The sequence below is a fragment of the Caballeronia sp. AZ10_KS36 genome, from assembly GCF_023631105.1.
Classification (GTDB): domain Bacteria; phylum Pseudomonadota; class Gammaproteobacteria; order Burkholderiales; family Burkholderiaceae; genus Caballeronia.
The window spans coordinates 318,257-333,914 of the sequence record NZ_JALQDQ010000040.1 but is presented as its reverse complement, the minus strand read 5'-3'; the positions used below and the strand labels follow the sequence as shown (position 1 = coordinate 333,914).

The 15,658-nt window shown below is 64.5% G+C and carries 14 protein-coding genes; 12 read left to right on the top strand and 2 right to left on the bottom strand.

The features are described 5' to 3' along the window. The first annotated feature begins 162 nt into the window (after positions 1 to 162). The 6 genes from NCR35_RS26995 to NCR35_RS26970 all read left to right on the top strand — a co-directional run bounded on the left by NCR35_RS26995 (position 163) and on the right by NCR35_RS26970 (position 7,233). On the top strand, positions 163 to 1,443 hold the full coding sequence (locus tag NCR35_RS26995; RefSeq protein WP_250536976.1) for a hypothetical protein: 1,281 nt from the start codon (positions 163 to 165) through the stop codon (positions 1,441 to 1,443). Between the two features lie 50 nt (positions 1,444 to 1,493). Further along, positions 1,494 to 3,377 carry a hypothetical protein gene (locus NCR35_RS26990; protein WP_250536975.1) on the top strand — a complete coding sequence of 628 codons (1,884 nt, stop codon included), beginning with the start codon at positions 1,494 to 1,496 and terminating at the stop codon, positions 3,375 to 3,377. Positions 3,378 to 3,416: 39 nt separating this feature from the next. Next, complete coding sequence (locus tag NCR35_RS26985) at positions 3,417 to 4,118, top strand: hypothetical protein (RefSeq protein WP_250536974.1); 702 nt, start codon at positions 3,417 to 3,419, stop codon at positions 4,116 to 4,118. A gap of 24 nt (positions 4,119 to 4,142) precedes the next feature. Further along, positions 4,143 to 5,234, top strand: a complete 1,092-nt coding sequence (locus NCR35_RS26980) for a hypothetical protein (protein ID WP_244851529.1) — start codon at positions 4,143 to 4,145, stop codon at positions 5,232 to 5,234. 63 nt (positions 5,235 to 5,297) lie between these two features. Then, positions 5,298 to 6,125, top strand: a complete 828-nt coding sequence (locus NCR35_RS26975; protein ID WP_250536973.1) for a hypothetical protein — start codon at positions 5,298 to 5,300, stop codon at positions 6,123 to 6,125. A 64-nt stretch (positions 6,126 to 6,189) separates the two neighbouring features. After that, on the top strand, positions 6,190 to 7,233 hold the full coding sequence (locus NCR35_RS26970) for a DUF4438 domain-containing protein (protein WP_250536972.1): 1,044 nt from the start codon (positions 6,190 to 6,192) through the stop codon (positions 7,231 to 7,233). 41 nt (positions 7,234 to 7,274) lie between these two features. On the opposite strand, the gene NCR35_RS26965 is transcribed toward NCR35_RS26970, so the two are convergent. Then, positions 7,275 to 8,168: an NAD-dependent epimerase/dehydratase family protein gene (locus tag NCR35_RS26965; RefSeq protein ID WP_250536971.1), complete on the bottom strand. Its 894-nt coding sequence runs from the start codon at positions 8,166 to 8,168 to the stop codon at positions 7,275 to 7,277. Between the two features lie 195 nt (positions 8,169 to 8,363). Here NCR35_RS26965 and NCR35_RS26960 point away from each other — a divergent pair, with 195 nt between their 5' ends. The 4 genes from NCR35_RS26960 to NCR35_RS26945 are packed head-to-tail and all read left to right on the top strand — an operon-like array spanning position 8,364 to position 12,578. Further along, complete coding sequence (locus tag NCR35_RS26960) at positions 8,364 to 9,386, top strand: ABC transporter permease (RefSeq protein WP_502801728.1); 1,023 nt, start codon at positions 8,364 to 8,366, stop codon at positions 9,384 to 9,386. A gap of 40 nt (positions 9,387 to 9,426) precedes the next feature. Beyond that, positions 9,427 to 10,368 carry a sugar-binding protein gene (locus NCR35_RS26955; protein WP_250536970.1) on the top strand — a complete coding sequence of 314 codons (942 nt, stop codon included), beginning with the start codon at positions 9,427 to 9,429 and terminating at the stop codon, positions 10,366 to 10,368. Further along, positions 10,365 to 11,888, top strand: coding sequence for a sugar ABC transporter ATP-binding protein (locus tag NCR35_RS26950; protein ID WP_250536969.1), 1,524 nt, complete (start codon positions 10,365 to 10,367; stop codon positions 11,886 to 11,888). The genes NCR35_RS26955 and NCR35_RS26950 overlap by 4 nt, the downstream gene beginning before the upstream one ends. Before the next feature lie 30 nt (positions 11,889 to 11,918). Then, on the top strand, positions 11,919 to 12,578 hold the full coding sequence (locus NCR35_RS26945) for an aspartate/glutamate racemase family protein (protein WP_250536968.1): 660 nt from the start codon (positions 11,919 to 11,921) through the stop codon (positions 12,576 to 12,578). Here NCR35_RS26945 and NCR35_RS26940 read toward each other — a convergent pair. Then, on the bottom strand, positions 12,575 to 13,285 hold the full coding sequence (locus NCR35_RS26940) for a Crp/Fnr family transcriptional regulator (protein ID WP_250536967.1): 711 nt from the start codon (positions 13,283 to 13,285) through the stop codon (positions 12,575 to 12,577). The genes NCR35_RS26945 and NCR35_RS26940 overlap by 4 nt on opposite strands. A gap of 362 nt (positions 13,286 to 13,647) precedes the next feature. Between NCR35_RS26940 and NCR35_RS26935 the strand changes: the two genes are divergently transcribed. Then, positions 13,648 to 14,343, top strand: coding sequence for a GntR family transcriptional regulator (locus NCR35_RS26935; RefSeq protein WP_244851537.1), 696 nt, complete (start codon positions 13,648 to 13,650; stop codon positions 14,341 to 14,343). Between the two features lie 45 nt (positions 14,344 to 14,388). Beyond that, a complete protein-coding gene (gene mtnK / locus NCR35_RS26930; RefSeq protein WP_250536966.1) occupies positions 14,389 to 15,657 on the top strand; it encodes an S-methyl-5-thioribose kinase in 1,269 nt (422 codons plus the stop codon). Position 15,658 lies beyond the last annotated feature (1 nt).

Here is a 15,658-nt window from a genome sequence, read left to right as displayed (position 1 = left end):
GTCCCGTGGCGGCCGCCTCGGGACGCCGGACGCAGCGCGGCGGCGGCGCGTGCCCGCATTGCGGCGGCGCACGCCGCCTGCGTCTGCGCGGCCCGGTGACGATCGTCATCCGCGGGTCCCGCTAGCGGCGCGATCTGGCAAACGCAGCGGACGGAGCCCGCCATGAGCAATGTGGAGCGTTTTCTCCAAGCGAAAATCACCGGCCTGACGGCGCGGTTGTCGCGGCTCGCGCGCATCGACAATGCATTCGTCGGGTTGCGGCCGCAGGACATGCCTTATGCGCCGTCGGCGGATCATATTCGCGCGGCGAATGCACGGCTCGCGAGCGTCGAGCAGAGAATCCGCGCGCGTTCCGCCGAATTGCGCAAGGGCTGGCGGCAACGCCCGCCGCAGCGCGTGCTGATCGACATCGCACTCGTCGAACGTGAGCTCGACCGCGCGCGCCGTCTCTTCGGCATGTTCTACGAAGTCTTCGCGCAACGCGGCACGAGCTTCGGGCCGGCGCTCGCGGCGCACGATGTCATCGCGCAGGACTGCTACCGGGCCATCCGCCAGGCCGCGCCGCGCATCTTCGACGGTCCGCTGCTCAAGCCGGTGTGCTATCTGGAGCACGGCTATTCGCCCGCGACGATGCGGCGCGGCGTGCAGTTGTCGCGCCTTCTGGGCGAGCCGAACCCGTTTCCGCTGATTCGCATTCCCTGGGACCGCGACCAGCCGTGGCAGTCCGTTTTTCTGCATGAAGTGGCGCACAATCTGCAGGCCGATCTCGGCATCTGGCAAGAGAACCGTCAGGCCGTGCTGCGGCGCATTCTCGGGTCGTCGCGCGATCCGCTGGTCGCGACCGTCTACGGACGCTGGCACAAGGAAATTTTCGCGGATCTCGCCGCGCTGCTGCTGGGCGGCCCGGCCGCCGCGTGGGGCATGGCGGACTTTCTCGCGAATCCGGGGCCGCGCAGCATGACGTACCGGCCGGGCAGCGCGCATCCGACGGCCTATCTGCGCGTCTACCTGCTCGCGGAGATGCTGCGGCGCATGGGCTTCGGAAAAGACGGGACGCGTCTCTTGCGCGTCTGGCAGGCGCTGTACAAGCCGTCGCAGGGGCACCGCATACCGGCTGCGCTCATGTCGAGCGCGCCGCGCGTGATCCCCGACGTCGTCGATGAAATTGCGTTTCAGACGCGCCGCAATCTCGCCCAGCGCGCGCTTGCCGACATCATTCCGTTTCGCCGCGAGGACGAGGACGCGATCCGGGCGGGCGCGCGCTGCCTCGCCGAGGAACGTCCGGCCGAGTTGCCGCCGCGTCATCTCGTGAGCGCGGCGCACTATGCGCTCGAAGCCGGCCGTATTGCGCCGCGCCGGCTGGCCGAGAACGTCATCGGACAACTGACGGATCACCTGCGCGAGAAGGCCACCGAGCCTTCGCACTACAAGACGGCAGCGTGACCAGCAACGAATTCTCCGACGCCAGGACTTGCCAAAGGTAGGTAGCCGCCATGAACGAAACCCCGAACGCCCTTTCGCCGATGCCGGATCGTCAGACCCTCGCCATCGACAATCTCATCCGGCGCGAACTGAAGGTGGGCGATCCGCGCGATCCTCAGGCGATCGCGCAGGCGCTGGCAGACCGCTATCAATCCGACGTTCGCGCGCAGGCGATCGAAGGCGAGGCGCAGGGCATGCCGTTTCTGCGCACTGCGGTGGTCCGGCCTTCTGCGCCGCCGCCGCTCGCCGCGACCAACATCGATCTGAACCAGGCCCGCCACGACGTCGACACCGATATCGCGCGTCTGCTCGACGACAACCAGAGCAAGGACATCCGGCCGGAACTGGAAGGCTGGCAGCAGGTGATCGTGCGCTCCATCGACGAGGGCGTGGCGGCCGCGCGCATGTCGATGGACACGCGCCAGCGCGACAAGGCTTTCGCGATGCGACGCCAGCTCGGCGACTATGCGCGGCTCGCGCGCATGATCGGCGTGCTGACGCCGGACCTGAACCGCAGTTTTCGCGATCTCGGCCAGAGTCTCGACGAAGTGTCCGCCGTGATCCTCGTGCTGATGGGCGAAGCACTGGCGAACCTCGGGTTCGCGGGCGGTCACTTCCTGCTGCAGGCGCCCTTCACCGAGCTTCAGGCGCGTCGCGATGCCGTGCTGAATGCGTTGCGCCAGGTCGACGGCGTCGCGGCGATGGTCGGACAGGGAAGCACGTGGCCGCGCGGACTGCAATCGTACCGGCAGCTCGCCGCGATGCTCGAAGCGCGCGGACAGGGTGATCTGCGCTCGCTGCTCGGTGAAGGCGAACTCGCGCGCACCATGGACGAAGTCGTGCAGCTCGCGAGCGGCGGCGGGTCGAGCGGATCGCGGGCGATCGGAGCCACCGCGTGGGGACCGCTCGCGCGGCTCAACCGCTTCGTGCAATCGACGCTCGGACAGATTCCGAACGTGTCGCCGGAACTGGCGACGCTTTTGGAGGCGCTGCAATTGTTCATCGACGGATTCATGCCGGCTGGCGGTTTCCGGCTGCTGCGCGTCGCGCGGCCCTCGGTGCTCAACTACGGGCTGTACGGACCGTCGCCGATCACGCCGGCGGAAAACCGGCTGATGAATGTCGTCAATCATCGTGGCACGCTCGCCCGTCAACTGGATTGCCTGACCGACTGCGCGTGCGATCACGACACCGTGCTCGCCCAGATCGTGCTCGACAAGCTGCTGTACGACATCGACCGCTCGATCGACTTCTACTGCGTAGGCGACGCCGATCTCGGTCTGCCGGAAGCGCGCGCCGCCGCATATAGCTTCCTGATCGACGTGATCGTCGCGTCGAACCCGATCAACGCGAGCGCGCAGGCAAGAGAGCCGTTCTTCGGCCCAATGTGGCCGTTCCGCGGCAACCTTCAGCGGCCGCGCGCGTTCTGCAGCACCGGAACCGTGGTGGCCGGCGTGGCGGGCGTGATTCCCGACGCGGTCATCAACGAACTCGACGCGATCCGCCGCCTCTTGCGCCCGCTCGACGCGAACTACTGGTCGGTCACGACGACCGTGGCGAGCTTTGAGAGCATCGTGAAGAACAATCTGAGCTTCATGGGCGGCGCGCCGTCCGCGCTGCGCTTCGTCGACGTGATGCACGAGGAACTCTGCCTGCAGCGGGACAGCGATCTGCAATGGCGTCCGCTCGTCGAGCAGATGACGATTGGCTGCGTGTCCGTCGAAGAGATTTTCGACAGTTCGACCACCGGGCCGGAAGGCATCTTGCCGCTCTTCATCGACCGTGCGCTCGACCTGTTCCGCGAGGCGACGGGCGGCGGCGTCCCCGCTTCGTGCACGCCGCTCGATCCGAGAATTCCGCCGCACTTCGAACAGACGCTCTTCGATCGCCTGTAAGCATTCACGCGTCGCCGGCCGCTTTTGCGGGAGGACATCATGACGATAGACAAATATGGCGGATGGGGAAGCCTTCCTCCGGCCGCCGCGCCGAGCCCGACCATCGCGCAGACGCTCTGCATGGCGCGCATCGAGCAGGACGACAACTTCGACGCGCTGACGCGGGCCGTCAACGATGCAGGCGACAACATCCGCGTGGCGCTCGCGAATCTGAATCCGAATGTGAACGTGGCGCTTGCCGCGCCGGTGGGCACGCTGCTGAACGACCTGAAGACGCTGCTCGACACGACCAACCGGAATATCGACTGCGTCGCGAAGGCGATTACCAGTCAGCCGAGTCTCAGCGAGATCGCTACGCAGACGGCGGCGTTGCGCCAGTGCGTCTGCGAAGCGGGGGAGCGGGTGCGCCTGCTCGCCGGCATCATGAACCGGCAGGCGGACTGGCCGACGCATCTTTCTTCCGTCGCTATCCGCGTGCTGCGGCATTTGTCGCGCTTGAAGGAGGTATTGCTCGCGGCAATGCACGAGGAGCCCTCGGAGGGTCTGACAGAAAAACTCAATGAGCTTGGCGAATCGTTCGGCAATGAGATCGGCGAGCGCAACGACATTCCCTCAGGGATAGTGGATGAAATCGGCAATCTGTATGGCCCTATCCCGCCGGACGAATACGAGAAGGAAATCAACGAGCGTCTGATCGCATTAGCGCGGGTCGAGCAAACTGTGATCGTCGAGCTGGCTTGATCGACGTGCCCGAGGAGCGGGACCATGAACTTCAATACCACGGAAACCATTCAGCGGCTGTGGGAGTCGTTCCTTCAGGAACAGCTCGCGAGCCTGCCGCCCGAACAGCGCGACGCCGCGGCGTCGCAGTTCGAGCAGCGCTTCGCCGAACTGCTCGGCAAGCCCAATGGCGACAGCGGCGAGTCGGCGTTTTTCGATCTGATTGGCCTCGGGCAGCAAGGCGTCGTCGGTTTCGACAAGGTCGGCTATGCGTACATCAAGCCGGACTTCGACGATTCCATCGTGCCGAGCCAGTTGCACGCGGCGGCCGAGCTGTACTACATCTATCAGCACGAGCGCATGAAGATCTTCGAGGTCGCCGAGACACTGCTCAAGCTCTTCCGCCTCGGCAAGATGCGCATTCAGCGCGGACCCGGCGCGCGCGGTTTGTATCTGCTCGAAAAGTGGCGTCCGCTGCGTTATACGCGGCAGGACCGCATGGTCGCGTACCGGCGGGCGTTCAATTACGGCACCGCCCCGGCGCCCGCGGGCGCGATCGTCAATCGAAACTTCCACCGCCAGTTGCTGGGATTCATGGTCGCCGTGAGCCAGTACTTCCGCGACCTGATGATCGGCGAAGTGATCCGCGGCGGCCCCATGCTCGAACAGCGGCCCTTCGGCAGCGTCGCGACGGTGCAGCGCATCGGGCTGGATCTGCGCTATGCGCTCGACCGCTCGACCTACGGCAACATCTTCGCGCTGACGATGGAGACCGGCCATTACCTGATCCAGGTGCTGAAGCTCCTCGATGCGCCCGACATCAAGAAGTCCTTCGATGCGAACACGAAGTGGGACGTGGTCGAGATCGTGTCCAACCGCTACCTCGGCGGCGTCGCGGAGCCGTCGCAGCGCGCGAAGATGGCGGAAAGCGGGCGGCGCATCCTTCAGTTCATCGCGGACAACGACTTCAAGACCGCCGTCGATCCGATACTGTTCCAGAGCGTCGTCCGGCCGATGGGCGCGCACGCGGAAGCATGGGTCGCCGCGTATCGCATGACGCCGGAAGGACGCGGCTTCCCCGGCGTGACGCCGGCGCTGCGAGGCGTGCTCGGCGTGCCGCAGCCGGTGGCCGTTTGAGCACGAGTGGCCGACCGGTGAACCATGAGCCATCGGCCGCGTAAGACGTGAGGCAGGAAAGCCATGCACGCATCCGACATGCTGGTCCACGTCCACACGAGGAAGCTCTCGTGTGTGCTCGATCCGGCGCTGATCCTCGCGACGCCAGGCGGCATCAAGCTGGCGCTGCGTCTGACGCACGTCGTCGAGCCGTGGCTCACCCGCACGTTCTGGCAGTTGATCGATTCGAGCGACTGGCTCCGGGCCGTCCTGCCGAACGAGGACGCGGACGCGTCCGTGGCACCGCGCAGCGACGTGCTCGGCGCGTGGATCGAGATGCGCGAGCAGACGGATGCCGCGTCCTGGCCGTTTCGCTGGATCGGCGACCGTCTCGCCGAATCGCAGTTGCTCGATCACGCGGATGCCTGTCTCATCGAACACTACGAAGCGCTCGCCGACAGTCTCGCCGCCCGCGCCGAGCGCGGTCGCGGCAGGCGCGCCATGGACTGGCACATGGACTGGCCCGCGCACTGGGACCCGGGCACGGCGAGCATCGACACGCTGCCGCTGTCGGCGGCGCTCGATGCCGCGATGATCCTGACCGCGCGAGGCGCGCTGAACGGCGACGAGTGCGAGCCCACGCTGGTGTCCAGGCTGCGCGAGCTGGACATTCTCGTGGAGGAAGCCGACAGCGCGTCGCCCGACTCGCTTTTCGCGGCGGAACGCGCGCTCTTGCGCGAGGCGCTGGCGCAGGCGGGTCTCACGGGCCTGTGCCAGCGCCTGCCGCGGCTCGCCGTCGTGCATGTGACGGCTGAAAGGTGGAACGCCTCATCCGCGGATGAGAACCGTTCGGACGATGCCCGCTCGTCCGACGCGTGGTCCGAAGCGCGGGCGTGGTGGTATCCGGTCTGACTCGGCGGCGGCTCGCGGCAGTCCGCGCGGCGCATCCGTCGGGCCGTAGAAGGGAGCGTGAATCATGCCGAGCGAACTGGCGACAACGCGTGCCGGCGCGCCGCGAATCAACACCGACGAACTGGTCGCCGCGGCCGTGACCGGACAGATCGCGCATCCGGTCGGGCGCACGTCGGCGTATCGCATCGGTTACGACGGCGTGCCGCGCGTGCTGCACGGCACGGGCGGCATCGCGCTGAACAAACGTATCGGCGATGCATGCGTCGGGCTTGCCAGCGATCACACCGAACCGGGCGTCGCGCTGCATCACAACGGACGCGAAATCGTCGGTCCGCGCGACGGGCCGAACAACGCGCTGCTCACGTATGCCTGCGTGGGCAATGCGGTGCATGTGATCAGCGGCCCATGCGAGGGACGCATCGGTCTCGTCACGGGCAAGCACGGCGGCGTGAATCACGTGCTCGTCGACTTTCCCACCGAAGTGCTGCGGCGTCTGCGCATCGGCGACCGGATGCAGGTTCACTCCGTCGGTCCCGGCATGCGGCTCACGGATCATCCGGATATCGACGTCTTCAATGCGTCGCCCGCTCTCATCCGGCGCTGGGGCCTCGTCGAGCGCGACGGCAAGCTGCATGTTCCGGTCACCCATCTCGTGCCGGCGCGCGTGATGGGATCGGGACTCGGCAAAAACACCGCATGGCGTGGCGATTACGACATTCAGCTCGCCGACCGGCAGACGCGCGAGCGTTACCGGCTGGGCAGCCTGCGCTTCGGCGACATGGTGGCGATCATGCATGCCGATGCCCGGCGCGGCCCGCTTTTTCGCAGCGGGTTCGTGACCATCGGCGTCGTCGTGCATGGAGATAGCACGGTGAGCGGACACGGACCGGGCGTCACGCCGCTCATGAGCGGGTCATTGAATGTGATCCGGCCGATACACGCGCCGCAGGCCAATCTCGCGGAGATCTTCGGCGTGCGCCGCGCGGTGCCGCCGCGCGCGCGGCCCACGCTGATCGAGGCGACATCGCGGCGGCCGCGGCGTGGCGATCCTGCGGCCATCGCTCACGCAAAGCCAGATCGGGACCGGCATGAACCGTTACGTCGATGAAGGCGCATCGAGGTCGGCTGATGCGCTCCACCGCGCGCGCTTTACTTCGCCACCTGCTCGCGCCACTTGTAAGCCTGCTGCCAGCCGAGCAAGCGCTTGAGCTTTTCGTTGCTGAGCAGGGTTTCGGATTCCGCCAACTGCTTCTTGACCGGCACGTTCGGATAGAAGCGCTTCAGCAATTCGGCGGTGGGCAGATCCGACGAGACGTCGTCGGCGGCGACGTTCATCACCTGGAATCCGAGACCGTCGTTCTCGATGGCGAGGCGCGCCGCCGTCGCGAGATCGCGTCCGTCGATGTAGCTCCACGCGATGCGCTTTCTCAACGCGGGGTTTTCGAGCCACGCCGGGAATTTCTGGTAGTCGGCGGGATCGAGCACGTTGCCGATGCGAAAGCAGTAGATGTCCGCGCCCGTGCGGGCGTGAAACGCCTTGGCCGTGACTTCGTTGATGACCTTCGACGTGGCATAGCTGTCCATCGGGTCCACCGGATACTCTTCGTCCAGCGGGAAGTACACCGGGTCGCGATGCCGATGCGCGAACACCACGCCGTATGTCGTCTCGCTCGATGCGACGATCACCTTCTTGATGCCGAGCTTCGACGCCGCATCGAGGATGTTGTAGGTGCCCATCACGTTGATGCGAAAGACTTCGTTGTCGGTCGTGACCAGAATGCGCGGAATGGCCGCGAAATGCACGATGGCGTCGATCGGCTTGGGCTCGATGTCATCGTCGAACTCCTTCGGCGTCGTCGTGGATGCCAGCGCGTTGAAGACCTGTCCCGCGTCGGTGATGTCGGTAATGAGCGTGCGAGCGGTGCCCTTCGCCATGGGCACGCGGTCCACGTTCAGCACTTCATAACCGTGCGCGACCAGATCCTCCACCACCCACTTGCCGGCCAGCCCGCTACCGCCGGTCACAATCACTCGCTTCGTCATGCTGCGCTCCTTTTGAATTCGACAGTGTGTGCGCGCATCGTAGCCGTTCTTGGCCTTCCATTTCTGTGACGCGCGTCATAGCGGCGCGCGAGTTGTTCTACGGGTCATCCCCGATGCGCGACTATGACGCGCGTCACAGATTTGCCGTTTCCATCGCGCCTATGATCGGCCTCAGCCTGAACGGAGGAGCGATCGGTGAGCGCACTATCGTCGAATAAAGCGTCGAACAAAGGTTCGAACAAGCCGCAGCCGCAATCATCGCGCGGCGTGGCTCTGCTGCGTGCCTGCCTGCGCATCCGCGAGCTGAACGTACTATCCGTGGTGTTGCTGGTCGGACTCCTGATCAGCGCGTTCTCGCCGTACTTTCTCACCACCAACAATCTGATGGGCGTGTTCCGCTCGTTCTCGCTCGTGGCGCTCATGTCCATCGGCATGATGCTCGTCATCATCACGGGCGGCATCGATCTCTCGGTCGGCTCGGTCATGGGGCTGTCGTCGCTCGTGACGGCGCTCGCCTTTCAGCACGGCATGACGGCATTCGCCGCGGTTCTGTCGGGGCTCGCGGTCGGCGTGATCGTAGGGGCCTTCAACGGCCTGATGATCACGTGGATACAGTTGCCGCCCTTCATCGCGACGCTCGGCACCTTGTCGATCGGGCGCGGGCTCATGTACATCATCACCAAGGGCGTGCCGGTTACGCCGGACGTGCCGGATGCGTTCACATACATCGGGCAGGGCTATATCGGCTTCGTGCCGTTTCCGGTTGTCATCCTGCTCGCGATGACCGGCGTGTTCTCCGTCGTCATGCGTCAGACGCGCTTCGGCCGTCACGTCTACGCGACGGGCGGCAACGAAGTGGCCGCGCGATTGTCCGGCGTGCGCACCGCCCGCGTGAAATTCGCGGTGTATGTGCTGTCCGGACTGATCGCATCGATGGCGGGCGTCATCGCGTTCTCGCGCTTCGTATCGGCGGAACCGGCGTCGGGATTCGGCGCGGAACTGGACGTGATCGCGGCGGCGGCCATCGGCGGCGCGAGTCTTTCGGGCGGCGCGGGCAGCGTCGAAGGCGCGATCATCGGCGCGGCGCTCGCCGGCATCATCACCAACGGCGTGGTGCTTCTCAACATCGATACCTATGCGCAGCAGGCCATTACCGGCTGCGTGATCCTGATTGCGGTGAGCATCGACATATGGCGCGTGCGCCGCAAAGGGCCCTGATCCGAGCCGAATCGACAGAAACCATAACGGGAGACGAAGCATGAAGACCACGCCGAGAATTATCGCGGGCTTGACGCTCGCGCTTTGCGCGACGCTCGGCAGCGCTGCGCACGCGAAGGAGGGGAAGGACATATCGGTCGCCGTGATTCCCAAGGTCGCGGTGCCGTTCTTCGACGACTGCAACAAGGGCGCGCAGTCCGCCGCGGACAAGGCCGGCGTCAAGTATCAATGGGTCGTGCCGCAGAACACGCAGGGCTCGACGCAAGTGCAGATCATCGAAGACCTCATCTCGCGTCAGGTGGATGGCATCGCCATTTCCGTGAACGAGCCGAAGTCAGTCGAAGGCGTCATTAAGCGGGCCGCGCAAAGCGGCGTGAAAGTCCTGACCTACGATTCGGATTCGCCGAAGAGCGGCCGCTCGATGTACATCGGCACGAACAACGTGCAGGCAGGCGAGACGATGGCCGACACGATGGGCCGTGCGTTGAACGGCAAGGGCGAAGTCGCGATCGTGACGGGGCAGCTCGGCGCGGTGAATCTCAACGAGCGCATCACCGGCATCAAGAAGGGTCTCGCGAAGTACCCGGGTATCAAGATCGTCGAGACGCAGGGCACGGACGACGACCTCGCGCGTGGCGTGTCCGTTGTCGAGACGACGCTGCGCGCGCATCCGAACCTGAACGGCATCTTCGGCGTGAGTCAGGTCGGTGGCCCGGCGGTCGCGAAGGTGCTCAATACGAAGGAATTCGGCGCGATGAAAGGCAAGCTCGAAGTGCTCGCCTTCGACGACCTCCCGGATACGCTCAAGGGCCTGAGAGAGGGCTACATTCAGGGCATCATGGTGCAGCGTCCGGTGACGATGGGCTCGCTCGCGGTTCAGCATCTCGTCGCGCAGATCCAGGGTAAGGAGACGCAGGAGAAGGACATCGACACGGGCGTCACGGTGGTGACGAAGGACAACATCGGCAGCTACACCAAATGACGCCCGCCGGCGACCGTACGAAGCCCTTTCTGGAGATGCGCGGCATCTCCAGAACGTTTCCCGGCGTGAAGGCGCTCGACCACGTCGATCTGGCCATCTACAGGGGCGAAGTGCTCGCGCTCGCCGGCGAAAACGGTGCAGGCAAGAGCACGCTCATGAAGGTGCTGACAGGCGTGTATGCGCCCGATCCCGGCGGCGTCATCCTCGTGGAAGGTCGCGAAGTGACGATCGCGAACAGCAATCATGCGCGCGCGCTCGGCATCAACATCATCTATCAGGAGCTGGCGGTCGTCGAAAATCTGACGGTCGGCGAGAACATCTTTCTGGCGAAGGAGCCGCTCACGCGCTTCGGCCTCATCGATCGCGCGCGCATGCATCGCGAAGCGCGCGAGGTGCTGCAGATGATCGACATGGACGTCGATCCGGCGACGCGCGTCAGCGAACTGAGCGTCGGCCAGCGGCAGATGATCGAGATCGCGAAGGCGCTGTCCGCGCAGTCGAAGGTCATCGTCATGGACGAGCCGACCGCATCGCTCAGTCATCACGAAACGAGCGTGCTGCTGGGACTCGTCAAGCGCTTGCGGGAGCGGGGCATTGCCGTGGTCTACATCTCGCATCGGCTCGAAGAGGTCTTCGAGCTCGCGGATCGCGTGACCGTGCTGCGTGACGGCCGCACGGTCAGCACCATGCCGATCGACCGCGTGACCCGTGAAACGCTCGTGCGTCAGATGGTCGACCGCGAGTTGAGCGAGCTTTATGGCGAGCCGCAATCGCACGCGACCGGCCGCCCGGTGCTCGAAGTGCGCGATCTGTCGCTCAGGCAGAGCAAGTCCGCCGATGCACGCATACGCGATATCAGTTTCACGCTGCATCGCGGCGAAGTGCTCGGCATCGCGGGGCTCGTCGGCTCGGGACGCACCGAGATCATGGAGATGATCTTCGGCATGCGCCCCTCGACCGGCTCGATCCTGATGGAGGGCAAGCCGGTCGCGATCCGCAATCCGCATGATGCGATTCGCGCGGGCATCGGCTTCGTCACCGAGGACCGTAAGGCGCAAGGGCTCGTGCTGGGCATGAGCGTGCGCGAGAACTTCAGCCTGACCCATCTCTCGCGCTACTCGCCGTTCCAGTTTGTGCAGCAGGCGCGCGAGCGGTCCAGTTGCGCGGAGTACGTGCGCATGCTCGGCATCAAGACGCCGGGCGTCGAGCAGAAAGTGGTGAATCTGAGCGGCGGCAATCAGCAGAAGATCGTCATTGCGAAGTGGGTCGCGCGGCAACCGAAGGTGCTGATCGTCGATGAGCCTACGCGCGGCATCGATATCGGCGCCAAGGCGGAAGTGCATGCGCTCATTGCGCGGCTCGCGTCGCAGGGCATCGGCGTGATCGTGATTTCGTCGGACCTGCTCGAAGTACTCGCCGTGAGCGATCGCATTCTGACCGTGCGCGAAGGGCGCATTAGCGGCGAGTTGCGCCGCGAGGAAGCAAACCAGGAGAAGGTGATGGCGCTCGCCACTGCCTGACATCAACTCATTTAAACGTTAGAGCGAAGCATGGCAAAGATCGTCGTAGTGCATACCGGACCCGTTACCGTCGAGCCGCTCAAGGCGCAATTCGCAGAGCAGTTGCCGGGCGATCGCGTCATCAACATCGTGGACGACAGCCTGCTTGCCGATGTGCGCGCAGCAGGACGCCTGACGCCCGAAGTGACCGCGCGTCTTTACGCGTACATGTCGAGCGCGCAGGGCATGGGCGCGGACATCATTCTGAACGCATGCTCATCGGTCGGCGAAGCGACGGATCTGCTGCGCGGCCTCATTCGCACGCCCATTGTCAAAGTGGACGAGTCGATGGCCGAAGAAGCGAGCGCGATCGGTTCGCGTGTCGGTGTGGTCGCGACGGTGTCGACCACGCTGGAGCCGACCGTCCGTCTCATTCGCAGCAAGGCGGCCGAGCACGGACGGCAGGTCGACGTGACCGAATGCATCGCGCAAGGCGCATTCGAGGCGCTGCTCGCGGGGGACGCGGGCCGGCACGACGACATCGTGAAACGGGCGATCGTCGAACTGGCCGATCAGGTCGACGTGATCGTGCTGGCGCAGGTTTCGATGGCGCGTCTCGTGCCCGCGCTCGGCTCTCTGGCCGTGCCGGTGCTGTCGAGCCCGCAAAGCGGCGTGGCCGCCGTCAAGCGGGCACTCGCGAATATCGCCTAAGCCGTGGCGAGCGCGTGCGTTCTGCCGATGAAGCGCGAGACGAACGCGGGCGTCAGCACGATCTTGCGTTCGCGCATGTCGACGAGACCTTCGGCCTTGAGATCGCTGATATGCCGGTTCACCGATTCGCGCGACGTGCCGATGAATTCCGCGAGCTTGTCCTGCGCTATCGGCAAGTCGATGAGAATCGCATCGCCGTGATCGACGTAATCGCAAGCGATGCCCACTTGTCCCGAGAACATCACGAGAATGTTGGTGAGCCGCTTGCGCACGTCGTGCAGCGAAAGGTTCTCGATCAACTGCTGCGCTTCCTGCCAGCGCAGGTAGTGATTGCGCAGCACGAACTGGTTGATGACGTCATAGCGTGCGAGCAGGTCCTTGAAATCCTGCTTGCGGATGAAGCAGACCATGCTCGGCGCGAGCGTCTGTGCGTGATGCGAATAGTTCGCCTGATTCAGCACGTCGCCGTCGCCGAAAATCATGCCGGCCTTCACGAACGCGAGTGTGATTTCCTGACCGTCCTCGGTCAGCCGGTACAGCCTCACGCTGCCGCTCTTGAGCAGATAGACGTGCTCGCTCGATTCATCGGGGCGATAAACGATGGTGTTCTTGCGGAGCGTTCGGTGATCGCTGAACGCGGGCATTACCTCGTCGAGGCAATTGCGCTGGATGAGTGAAAGCAGTTCGCTCTTGCCGACAAACCACATTGCCGTCTCCTTGGGGTTGCCTTTCGATCGGCTCTCTTTCCGGGCGCTCGTTCATCGGCGCATGCGGAGCCGTACTTCAGGACGGCTCATTCTACACACGCAAGCATTCGCCGGTCTCTCATGCCGCGTGCGTTGCACCGCACTTTTTCCCGCGAGGCGATGCGCGTTATTGCAATGCGACGAGCGCATGCGCCAGCGTGGGCCGGATTGCGTGGCGAAAATTGCTGCAACTGCGGGAGTTTGGTCATGTAGATGAGCGCACGCAGCTAAGGGAAAATCCCAACAGGAACATCAGACGTCTGATGTATATTTGACCTCATGCCACCTGCGGGAGTCCCATGCGTCTAAGCGTCGAGCGTTCGATGAGCGACAAGATCCAGGAGTCGCTTCTCACGATGATTCGTGAGCGCAAGCTCAAGCCCGGCGACCAGATTCCAACGGAAATCGAGCTATGCGAGCTGCTGGGCGTGGGGCGTTCGAGTCTGCGCGAAGCGGTCGCGCAAATGATCTCGCATGGACTGCTCGAACGCGTGCAAGGCAGAGGAACCTTCATCAGACAAATTTCGCTCAAGCTGCAAGGCGGGCTGGATGATCTGATGTCCGTGACCGACATGATCAAGAGCGTCGGCGCGGTGCCGTCGACGAGCCGCATCCGCATGGACATCGTCGGGGCATCGGAGAGTCTTGCGGACAAGCTGGGTATCGAGGCAGGCGACGAATGCGTGCGCATCGAGCGCGTGCGCCGCGCGGACGACGCCATTGCCGCGTACTGCATCGACACCATTCCGAAGACGCTGTTCGATGCCGCGGACGGAGAACTGGGTGAGTCGCTGTTCGGCATGTTCGCGCGTACCGGGCGCCGTTTGTCCCACACGCATACGTCGATACAGCCGACCATCCTCACGCCGCGCGACTTGCCGGAACTGGGCGACGGCTTCGGTCTGTTTCTGCTGCTGGACGAAGTAGATTTCGATCAGAGCGGCGAGCCGCTTTGCTATAGCAACGACTACTACAACACGAGCATCTTCAAGTTCGACCTGGTGCGCAAACGTCGCTGAAGCGTTCCGCTGACCTGCGCGCTCAACACATCGGAGGAGACACCGATGGAGTTCGAAGCATTTACCGCAGCCGCACTTGCCGATTACCTCGGCGGCATTCCCGAAGTGCGCGCGCGGCTGGGCGATCCCGATGATCTGGAGATCGTCGAAGTGGGGGACGGCAATCTCAACTTCGTGTACTTCGTGACCAATGCGAAGGCGCGCGAGCGCAGCGTCGTCGTGAAGCAGGCGCCGCCGTTTCTGCGGCTCGTCGGCAAGAACTGGCCGCTGTCCTGCCAGCGCATGGAGCATGAAGTCGCGGCGTTGCGACGCTTCGGCGCGTTGTGTCCGCAGCATGTGCCGCAGGTCTTTCACGCGGACAGCAAGCGCTTCCTGATGGTCATGCAGCATCTCTCGTCGCATCGCATCTTGCGGCACGGGCTCATGGACGGCGTCAGGTATCCGCTCATGGCCGAGCATCTGTCGACGTATCTCGCGCAGACGCTTTTCTTCGGCTCCGATCTTTATCTTTCACCCGACATCAAGAAGCAGGCCGTGGGCGGGGCCGTGAACGCGGAGTTGTGCAAGATCACCGAAGACCTCGTCTTCACGTTTCCGTTCGAAGACCATCCGTCCAACGTCTACAGCGCCGCCTTGCCGAAGTCCGCGCTCGACCGCCTGCGCACCGACGATGCGTTGCGCCTCGCCGCCGCCGACATGAAATGGGCGTTCATGAATCATGCGGAAACGCTGCTGCATGGCGACCTGCACACCGGCTCGATCATGGTCAACGAGCGCGAGACCTATGTCATCGATCCTGAGTTCGCCTTCTATGGGCCGATGGGCTTCGACATCGGCGCGCTGATCGCCAACCTGCTGCTCGCGTATTTCTCGCGCGACTATCACGGCCGCCTCGATGGCGGCGATCCCGGCGCGTATCAGGAATGGCTGCTCGATCAGACGGCGCGCATCTGGAACGGCTTCAGCGCGAAGTTCCTTGCGCTCTGGCGCGATCACGAAAGCCGAAGCGGCCGGCCCTTCATCGGCGGATCGGCGGATAGCCGCGCGGCCGAGGCATACCGCGCGCACTTCATGCGGCGGCTTCTGGCGGACACGCTGGGCTTCGCGGGCTGCAAGATTATCCGGCGCATCGTCGGCATGGCGAAGGTCGCGGAAATCACGCGCATTCCCGACGCCGACGTGCGCGCGCAAATCGAAGTGCGCTGCCTGCGCTGTGCCGAAGCGCTGCTCGTGCAGCGCGCCGCTCTGACCGGCATCGAAGATGTCACCCTGCTCGCGCGCGACATGCAGCGCGAGGCCGTCGAACAACGCTGAC

Bases quoted from the DNA above. Each gene is read 5' to 3' on its own strand.
- NCR35_RS26995 (WP_250536976.1), top strand. From the start codon at position 163: ATGAGCAATGTGGAGCGTTTTCTCCAAGCGAAAATCACCGGCCTGACG.
- NCR35_RS26990 (WP_250536975.1), top strand. From the start codon at position 1,494: ATGAACGAAACCCCGAACGCCCTTTCGCCGATGCCGGATCGTCAGACC.
- NCR35_RS26985 (WP_250536974.1), top strand. From the start codon at position 3,417: ATGACGATAGACAAATATGGCGGATGGGGAAGCCTTCCTCCGGCCGCC.
- NCR35_RS26980 (WP_244851529.1), top strand. From the start codon at position 4,143: ATGAACTTCAATACCACGGAAACCATTCAGCGGCTGTGGGAGTCGTTC.
- NCR35_RS26975 (WP_250536973.1), top strand. From the start codon at position 5,298: ATGCACGCATCCGACATGCTGGTCCACGTCCACACGAGGAAGCTCTCG.
- NCR35_RS26970 (WP_250536972.1), top strand. From the start codon at position 6,190: ATGCCGAGCGAACTGGCGACAACGCGTGCCGGCGCGCCGCGAATCAAC.
- NCR35_RS26965 (WP_250536971.1), bottom strand. From the start codon at position 8,168: ATGACGAAGCGAGTGATTGTGACCGGCGGTAGCGGGCTGGCCGGCAAG.
- NCR35_RS26955 (WP_250536970.1), top strand. From the start codon at position 9,427: ATGAAGACCACGCCGAGAATTATCGCGGGCTTGACGCTCGCGCTTTGC.
- NCR35_RS26950 (WP_250536969.1), top strand. From the start codon at position 10,365: ATGACGCCCGCCGGCGACCGTACGAAGCCCTTTCTGGAGATGCGCGGC.
- NCR35_RS26945 (WP_250536968.1), top strand. From the start codon at position 11,919: ATGGCAAAGATCGTCGTAGTGCATACCGGACCCGTTACCGTCGAGCCG.
- NCR35_RS26940 (WP_250536967.1), bottom strand. From the start codon at position 13,285: ATGTGGTTTGTCGGCAAGAGCGAACTGCTTTCACTCATCCAGCGCAAT.
- NCR35_RS26935 (WP_244851537.1), top strand. From the start codon at position 13,648: ATGAGCGACAAGATCCAGGAGTCGCTTCTCACGATGATTCGTGAGCGC.
- mtnK (WP_250536966.1), top strand. From the start codon at position 14,389: ATGGAGTTCGAAGCATTTACCGCAGCCGCACTTGCCGATTACCTCGGC.